The 7,621-nt window shown below is 40.6% G+C and carries 7 protein-coding genes and 1 pseudogene; all 8 read left to right on the top strand.

What is annotated here, in order from left to right; genetic code table 11:
* Nucleotides 1-103: pseudogene (locus tag GQR46_RS20635) on the top strand (flagellar biosynthetic protein FliO); the annotation flags it as partial.
* A gap of 4 nt (nt 104-107) precedes the next feature.
* Nucleotides 108-848, top strand: a complete 741-nt coding sequence (fliP, locus tag GQR46_RS01575) for a flagellar type III secretion system pore protein FliP (RefSeq protein ID WP_165725378.1) — start codon at nt 108-110, stop codon at nt 846-848.
* A 40-nt stretch (nt 849-888) separates the two neighbouring features.
* Nucleotides 889-1,158, top strand: a complete 270-nt coding sequence (gene fliQ / locus GQR46_RS01570) for a flagellar biosynthesis protein FliQ (protein ID WP_002959325.1) — start codon at nt 889-891, stop codon at nt 1,156-1,158.
* 2 nt (nt 1,159-1,160) lie between these two features.
* On the top strand, nt 1,161-1,940 hold the full coding sequence (fliR, locus tag GQR46_RS01565; RefSeq protein WP_007585805.1) for a flagellar biosynthetic protein FliR: 780 nt from the start codon (nt 1,161-1,163) through the stop codon (nt 1,938-1,940).
* Between the two features lie 9 nt (nt 1,941-1,949).
* A complete protein-coding gene (gene flhB, locus GQR46_RS01560) occupies nt 1,950-3,080 on the top strand; it encodes a flagellar biosynthesis protein FlhB (protein ID WP_007585806.1) in 1,131 nt (376 codons plus the stop codon).
* A gap of 72 nt (nt 3,081-3,152) precedes the next feature.
* Nucleotides 3,153-5,264 carry a flagellar biosynthesis protein FlhA gene (gene flhA, locus GQR46_RS01555; protein WP_010553901.1) on the top strand — a complete coding sequence of 704 codons (2,112 nt, stop codon included), beginning with the start codon at nt 3,153-3,155 and terminating at the stop codon, nt 5,262-5,264.
* A gap of 21 nt (nt 5,265-5,285) precedes the next feature.
* Nucleotides 5,286-6,767, top strand: a complete 1,482-nt coding sequence (flhF, locus tag GQR46_RS01550) for a flagellar biosynthesis protein FlhF (protein WP_165739548.1) — start codon at nt 5,286-5,288, stop codon at nt 6,765-6,767.
* Nucleotides 6,760-7,620 carry a MinD/ParA family protein gene (locus GQR46_RS01545; protein ID WP_007585809.1) on the top strand — a complete coding sequence of 287 codons (861 nt, stop codon included), beginning with the start codon at nt 6,760-6,762 and terminating at the stop codon, nt 7,618-7,620. Before flhF ends, GQR46_RS01545 begins: the two co-directional genes overlap by 8 nt.
* The last annotated feature ends 1 nt before the right edge of the window (nt 7,621 follow it).

Genomic DNA, 7,621 nt, shown 5'->3' with positions numbered 1-7,621 from the left:
ACACAAGTTAGAAACTCCATTAAGTGAAAAAGAACTACCTGAATTAGCTAAACGATTTGGTAAACTTTTAAACCCGCAATCAAACCAAAATAAAAAGAATTAAACCTATGACAAAGTGGCTGCTTATTATTTTTGCCATGGTGTTTGTACCAAATGTAAGCGCAGAAGGAATTGATGCGCTTACTATTACAACAAACGCTGATGGCACACAAGATTACTCAGTAACGTTACAAGTTTTAGCAATTATGACGGCGCTGAGTTTTATACCGGCTGCCATAATTATGATGACCTCCTTTACACGAATAATTGTTGTACTCGCCATTTTGCGCCAAGCGATTGGTTTGCAGCAAACACCGTCGAACCAAGTGTTATTAGGGATGTCGCTTTTTCTAAGTATTTTTATAATGTCGCCTATTTATCAGCAGGTAAACGAGCGAGCTATAGAACCTTACTTAAATGAGCAGGTTACTTCAGTACAAGCTTTAGAGCTGGCTAAAGAGCCAATGAAAGCATTTATGCTTTCGCAAGTGCGTTTAAAAGATTTAGAAACGTTTGCTAAAATTGCCGGTTACGATCAGCTAGATTCGCCACAAGATACACCGTTAATAGTGCTTATACCCGCCTTTGTAACCAGCGAATTGCAAACCGCATTTATAATAGGGTTTATGTTTTTTATCCCATTTTTAATTGTTGATTTAGTGGTCGCCTCAGTATTAATGGCGATGGGTATGATGATGCTTTCACCCATGATTGTGTCCTTACCGTTTAAAATTATGTTATTTGTACTTGTAGACGGTTGGAGCTTAGTGATGGGGACTCTAGCCAAAAGCTTTGGTTTAGGGACTTAGTATGCAAAGCATTAACATGACCCAACAATAGGAGTACAACATGGAACCGGAAATTTTTGTTGATATCCTAAGTGACGCTCTTTTTTTAGTTATTAAGCTGGTGTCTGCAATTGTAGTCCCAGGCTTAATTATTGGTTTAGTTGTGGCTGTGTTTCAGGCCGCAACGTCTATCAATGAACAAACATTGAGCTTTTTACCTCGTTTATTAATTACCATTAGTGCGCTTATTGTGGGTGGGCATTGGCTTACTCAAGAGCTAATGGATTTTTTTACTCGCCTAGTATTACTTATTCCTGAAATTGCAGGTTAAGCGTGGAATACCCCTTTGCTGTCGTTATTCAATGGTTGAGCGATTTTTTGTTGCCGCTGGTACGCATTAGCTCAATGATTATGATTATGGCTGGTTTGGGGGCTAAAAATGTTCCTACACGTATAAAAATGGGTTTATCGGTTGTTGTAACTTTTGTTGTAGTTCCTGTTCTGCCCCCAGCTACATTCACTAATTTATTTTCGTTTGAGATGATTTTAGTCGTTATTCAACAAATGCTGATTGGTGTTGCTATTGGTTTTGCATCTATACTTTTACTAAATACTTTTGTGTTAGCAGGGCAAATACTCGCGATGCAAACCGGTTTAGGTTTTGCTTCGGTTATTGACCCTTCTAATGGTGCGAGTGTGCCTGCTGTGGGCCAGTTTTTTCTTATTTTGGCGACGCTATTATTTTTTGCTTTTAACGGTCATTTAATGATGATTCAAATGGTGGTGCATAGTTTTCAAGTGCTACCCATTGATGGCACATGGTGGTCTGTAGATCATTACTGGGACATAGTGACCTGGGGTGGCTGGATGTTTACTACAGCACTGGTACTCTCACTTGCACCGCTTACCGCGATGCTCGTTATTAATATGTCGTTTGGTATTATGACGCGTGCAGCACCGCAATTAAATATTTTCTCTATTGGTTTTCCGTTTACCTTGGTAGCGGGGCTTATTATTATTTGGGCGACACTAGGTAACTTTGTTACTCAGTTTGAGTTTCAATGGTTAAAAATGGTTGAGCTAATGTGTACTTTAGTTGGTTGCTCACCTTAGGAGAAAGTCATGTCTGAAGACTCAGGACAAGAAAAAACAGAAGAACCCACATCCAAAAAACTTGAAGAATCTAAAAAGAAAGGCCAAATAGCGCGCTCAAAAGAGCTAGGTACCATGTTTGTACTTATTTTTTCGGCTATATCGCTTTTGATGTATGGGCCAGAAATTGGCAAAGGTTTATACAATGTAATGGGCCGAACCCTTAGCTTAAATCGCAACGAAGCCTTTGATACCACTAAAATGTTTGCCGTATGGGGAGAGGTTGCAGACGCTTTAATGTTTCCTATGGCTATGTTTGTATTAATTATAGTTTTGGCTGCATTTATTGGGAATACGTTACTAGGTGGTTTTAATTTTAGCTGGGAAGCCGCTGCACCTAAAGCAAGTAAAATGTCGCCAATGAAAGGCTTTAAACGTATGTTTGGCCCGCAAGCGGCTATTGAGCTTGTAAAGTCACTTTTAAAATTTGGTTTGGTTGCAAGTTTTGCTATATTTTTAATTAATACCTATTTTGATGAAATACTGCATTTAAGTTTAGAAAGTGCACCAGGTAATATTATCCATGCCTTAGAGATTTTAGGCTGGATGTTTTTAGGCCTTTCATGCACTTTAATTATTATTGCGGCTATTGATGCACCATTTCAAAGTTATAACCATAACAAACAACTTAAAATGACAATGCAAGAGATTAAAGATGAGTATAAAAACTCTGAAGGTGACCCACAAATAAAAGCGCGTATTAGGCAAACACAAAGGCAAATGTCGCAAAATCGTATGATGCAAGATGTCCCTGACGCTGATGTTATTGTTACCAACCCAACTCACTACTCAGTAGCATTAAAATACGATACAGAGCGCGCAGGAGCGCCAATAGTGCTTGCTAAGGGTATCGATGAAATGGCGATGCAAATTAGAAAAGTAGCAATAGGGAATGAAGTACCTATTTTAGAATCCCCTATGTTGACCCGAGCGCTTTATCATACGGCTGAAGTAGGAGAGCAAATACCCGATCAGCTATTTACTGCAGTAGCGCAAGTTTTAGCGTATGTATTTCAGCTTAAGCGCTTTAATAAAGGGCGCGGTAAACGTCCAACTAAGCTCAATAACAAGCTCCCAATCCCCGATGCCTACAAGTATTAAACCGTTAACTTAGTAACTTGGAATAGTTATTGCTAATTCTACGTAGTGTCAATTTTTTGAAATTGTAGAATTATGAGTTTTAAAGCGGTATTACAACAACTTAACAGAGACAAAAAAGACTATGCCAAAGGGGTAGGTACTCCTTTGCTTGTGCTTGCAGCCTTGGGAATGGTGATCTTACCGTTACCGCCATTTTTACTCGATATCCTTTTCTCGTTTAATATTGCCCTCGCATTAGTGGTTTTACTCGTGACTGTTTACACGATGAAGCCGGTTGAGTTTGGTATATTCCCCTCTGTATTACTAATCGCTACGATTATGCGTTTAGCGCTTAACGTTGCCAGCACTCGAGTTGTATTACTTGAAGGTCATAATGGTGGTGATTCTGCCGGTAAAGTAATTGAAGCGTTTGGCTCAGTTGTTATTGGTGGTAACTACGCAGTTGGTTTGGTCGTATTTTTAATCCTTATTATTATTAACTTTGTGGTAATTACCAAAGGTGCTGGGCGTATTTCTGAGGTATCTGCACGTTTCACCCTTGATGCAATGCCGGGTAAACAAATGGCAATCGACGCCGATTTAAACGCTGGTTTTATCAGTGCTGAGCAAGCGCGTGACCGCCGCGAGGAAGTAACTCGCGAAGCCGATTTTTACGGCTCAATGGATGGTGCGAGTAAATTTGTAAAAGGCGATGCCATTGCAGGTATTGTTATATTAATCATCAATATTGTTGGTGGTTTATTTGTCGGTATGATTCAACATAATTTGAGTTTTGGCAACGCAATGGAAGTATATACATTACTTACCATTGGTGATGGCTTAGTTGCTCAACTCCCTTCTTTACTGCTTTCAATTGGTACCGCGATTGTTGTAACACGTCAAAATGAGTCGCTCAATATGGGTGATCAATTTAAGAAACAACTAGGTAACGAAAAATCACTCTTTATTGCTTCAGGTATTTTGATCATCATGGGTTTAGTGCCTGGTATGCCGCATTTTGCTTTTTTAAGTTTAGGTGCGTTATTGGGTTATTTAGCTTACTACACACAGCAAACTAAGTTAAAAGCCGCTGCAGCAGAAGCCGAAGAAGCCGCCAGTGGCGGAAGCGCTGCAACAGGTATTGCCAATAAACAAGAGCAAAAAGAACTTGGTTGGGATGATGTTCAGCAGGTTGACGTAATTGGCCTAGAAGTAGGTTACAGATTAATTCCGTTGGTAGATCAATCTCAAGGTGGTGAGCTACTTAATCGTATTAAAGGTGTACGTAAAAAGCTTTCTCAAGAACTTGGTTTTTTAGTACCACCTGTTCATATTCGCGATAATTTAGAGCTTGATCCAAATGCTTACAGAATAACGCTAATGGGTGTTTCAACCGGTGAAAGCGAACTTAAACATGGCGACGAGCTAGCGATTAACCCAGGGCAAGTATTTGGTCCTATTAAAGGGGTTGAAACTAAAGATCCTGCGTTTGGCCTTGATGCAGTATGGATCAAGCCTGATCAAAAAGATGAAGCGCAATCACTAGGTTATACCGTTGTAGATTCAGCCACGGTAGTCGCCACTCATATTAGCCAGTTATTAACTAACAGTGCGGCGTTGCTACTAGGGCATGAAGAAGTTCAAAACCTGCTTGATATGCTTGCTAAAAGCCATCCTCGCTTAGTAGAAGGACTAGTACCTGATGTGCTGCCATTAACTGCAATTGTAAAAGTACTGCAAAATTTATTGAATGAAGGTGTAGCTATTCGCGATATGCGCTCAATTGTTCAAACCCTTGTTGAGTATGGTCCGCGTAGCCAAGACCCTGATGTATTAACGGCTGCAGTGCGTATTTCTCTGCGTAGGTTAATTGTTCAAGATGCGGTGGGCATGTCATCAGAAATCCCTGTCATAACCTTGGCACCTGAGTTGGAACAGATGTTGCATCAGTCATTACAAAATGCAGGCGATGAAGGTGCCGGTATTGAGCCTGGACTTGCAGAGCGACTTCAAGTGTCATTGACACAAGCGCATCAAAATCAAGAAATGGCCGGTGAACCTTCTATATTGCTAACGTCAGGAATGTTACGCACTGTGTTATCTCGTTTTGTTAAGTACACCATTCCAGGATTGAGAGTGATGTCTTATCAAGAGGTACCAGACGAAAGACAGATCAAGATTGTTAGCTCTGTAGGCCAACAATAAGATTTTAACAGGGGTTGAATCATGAAAATTAAACGTTTTTTTGCTAAAGATATGCGCACAGCACTTAAAGAAGTTAAAGATGAGTTAGGTGTTGATGCGGTTATTATGTCAAATAAGAAGCTGGCTAACGGTGTAGAAATTGTAGCGGCAGTTGATTATGACAAAGCAGCCCCTAAAGTAGCAGCGCAACCACAACGTACTGTAGAGCCGCGTGCTCAAGCACCACAGCAAAGTATGCATAATTTTGTAAAACCAGAGCCTCAGCGTGCCAAACCAGAGCCGCAGGCAAAAGTGGCTGACAGCCTACAAGCTTTATTAGAGCGCCAATCACCGCGTCCTCGCTCCCCTGAACTTGCATCAATGTTTTCACAATCAGGTATTGATACTACAGATAACTATCAAGAACCAGTTATGGAACAGCGTACTAAAAATATGTTTGCTCCTGAAAATGCAGCGCCAGTTCGTCCACAAACTCAAGCGGATAGCTTAGGTTTTGATGATTTAGACAGCGACTTTGATGATTTAGATAGTCCAGTAACTGCTCGCCAACAAACACCCAATAATGAAAGCGAAGAAATGACAACAATGCGTGAAGAAATGAACGCAATTCGTCAATTGCTTGAGCATCAAGTATCGGGCTTAATGCAGCAAGATATGGCGCGTCGCGATCCAACACGCGCTTGCATGGTTGACCGCTTAGTCGGTATGGGTATTGATAAAGAAGTAGCGCAACAAATGGCATGTTTTGTACCTGATGATGTATCTCGTAAGCAAGGCTGGAAAGCGTTGTTAACGATGGTCGAAGATCAAATGCAAACAACCAATAATGAAATACTTCGCCAAGGTGGTGTATATGCGTTAGTGGGTCCAACAGGTGTTGGTAAAACAACAACAGTTGCTAAGCTTGCAGCGTTAGGCGCACAAAAATATGGCGCTGATAAAGTGGCCTTAATAACCACTGATACATACAGAATTGGTGCTTATGAACAGCTTGCTACTTACGGCCGTATTATTGGTTGTGGTGTAAAGCAAGTTAAAGATGCTAATGAATTAGCTGAAGTTTTATATCATTTACGAAATAAACGTCTAGTATTAATTGATACAGCAGGTATGAGTCAGCGAGATTTACGTTTAACTGAGCAGTTAAACACGTTAATGCGTAACCAACGTGTGGATATTCGCAGCTACTTAGTACTAAGCGCGACGGCACAAATTAATGTATTACAAGAAACAGTACGTCACTTTAAAAAAGTACAGTTAAGTGGTTGTATTTTCACTAAGTTAGATGAATCATTAAGTTTGGGTGAGATTATTAGTATTGCGATTCAAAATCGCCTTCCAATAGGGTATCTTACTAACGGTCAACGAGTGCCAGAAGATATTCGTGTTGCAAATGCTGAAAAACTAGTGAAAAAGGCTGAGCAGTTATATTTAAAAAGAACAAAAGCACAACATTCAAGGCACCAAGCAGTGGCGCCAAGTACAGTAGGGATGTATGATTAACACAGTATTAGATCAAGCAAGCGGCCTGCGCAAAATGAGTCAAAACAATAACAACGGCGTAAAAGTTATCGCTGTAACCGGTGGTAAAGGTGGGGTGGGGAAAACAAATGTTTCTCTAAATACCGCTATTGCACTAGGGCAACAAGGTAATAGAGTATTAGTGCTGGATGCTGACCTAGGTTTAGCAAACTGTGATGTGATGCTTGGTTTACGTGTAGAGCGCAATTTATCACACGTTTTGTCAGGTGAATGTGAGCTTGACGAGATTTTAGTTGAAGGGCCTGCTGGTATTAAAATTGTACCTGCTACATCGGGCTCGCAAAGTATGGTTGAATTATCGCCATCTGAGCATGCCGGGCTAATTCGTGCATTTAGCGAATTGAATACCGAATTTGATATTTTAATTGTAGATACAGCCGCTGGTATTTCAGACATGGTGCTAAGCTTCTCACGAGCAGCACAAGATGTAATGGTTGTAGTGTGCGATGAACCAACATCAATAACCGATGCTTACGCACTTATTAAAGTATTAAGCCGCGAGCACGGTGTTTATAAGTTCAAAATTGTTGCCAATATGGTCCGCAGTATGCGTGAAGGCACTGAATTGTTTGCAAAACTATCTAAAGTTACCGATCGCTTTTTAGATGTTTCAATGGAGCTAGTAGCAACGGTTCCTTATGACGAAAATATGCGCAAAGCAACACGTCGCCAAAAGGTGATTGTTGAGCTCTTTCCAAGTTCGCCAGCCGCTCTCGCGTTTAAAGCGCTGGCGACAAAAGCAGTTAAATGGCCAATACCAAATCAACCATCTGGGCATTTAGAGTTTTTCATTGAGAAACTAGTAAACGGCTAAT

The organism is Pseudoalteromonas sp. Z1A6 (assembly GCF_011378745.1).
GTDB lineage: Bacteria > Pseudomonadota > Gammaproteobacteria > Enterobacterales > Alteromonadaceae > Pseudoalteromonas > Pseudoalteromonas arctica.
This window is presented reverse-complemented; position numbering and strand designations above follow the sequence as displayed.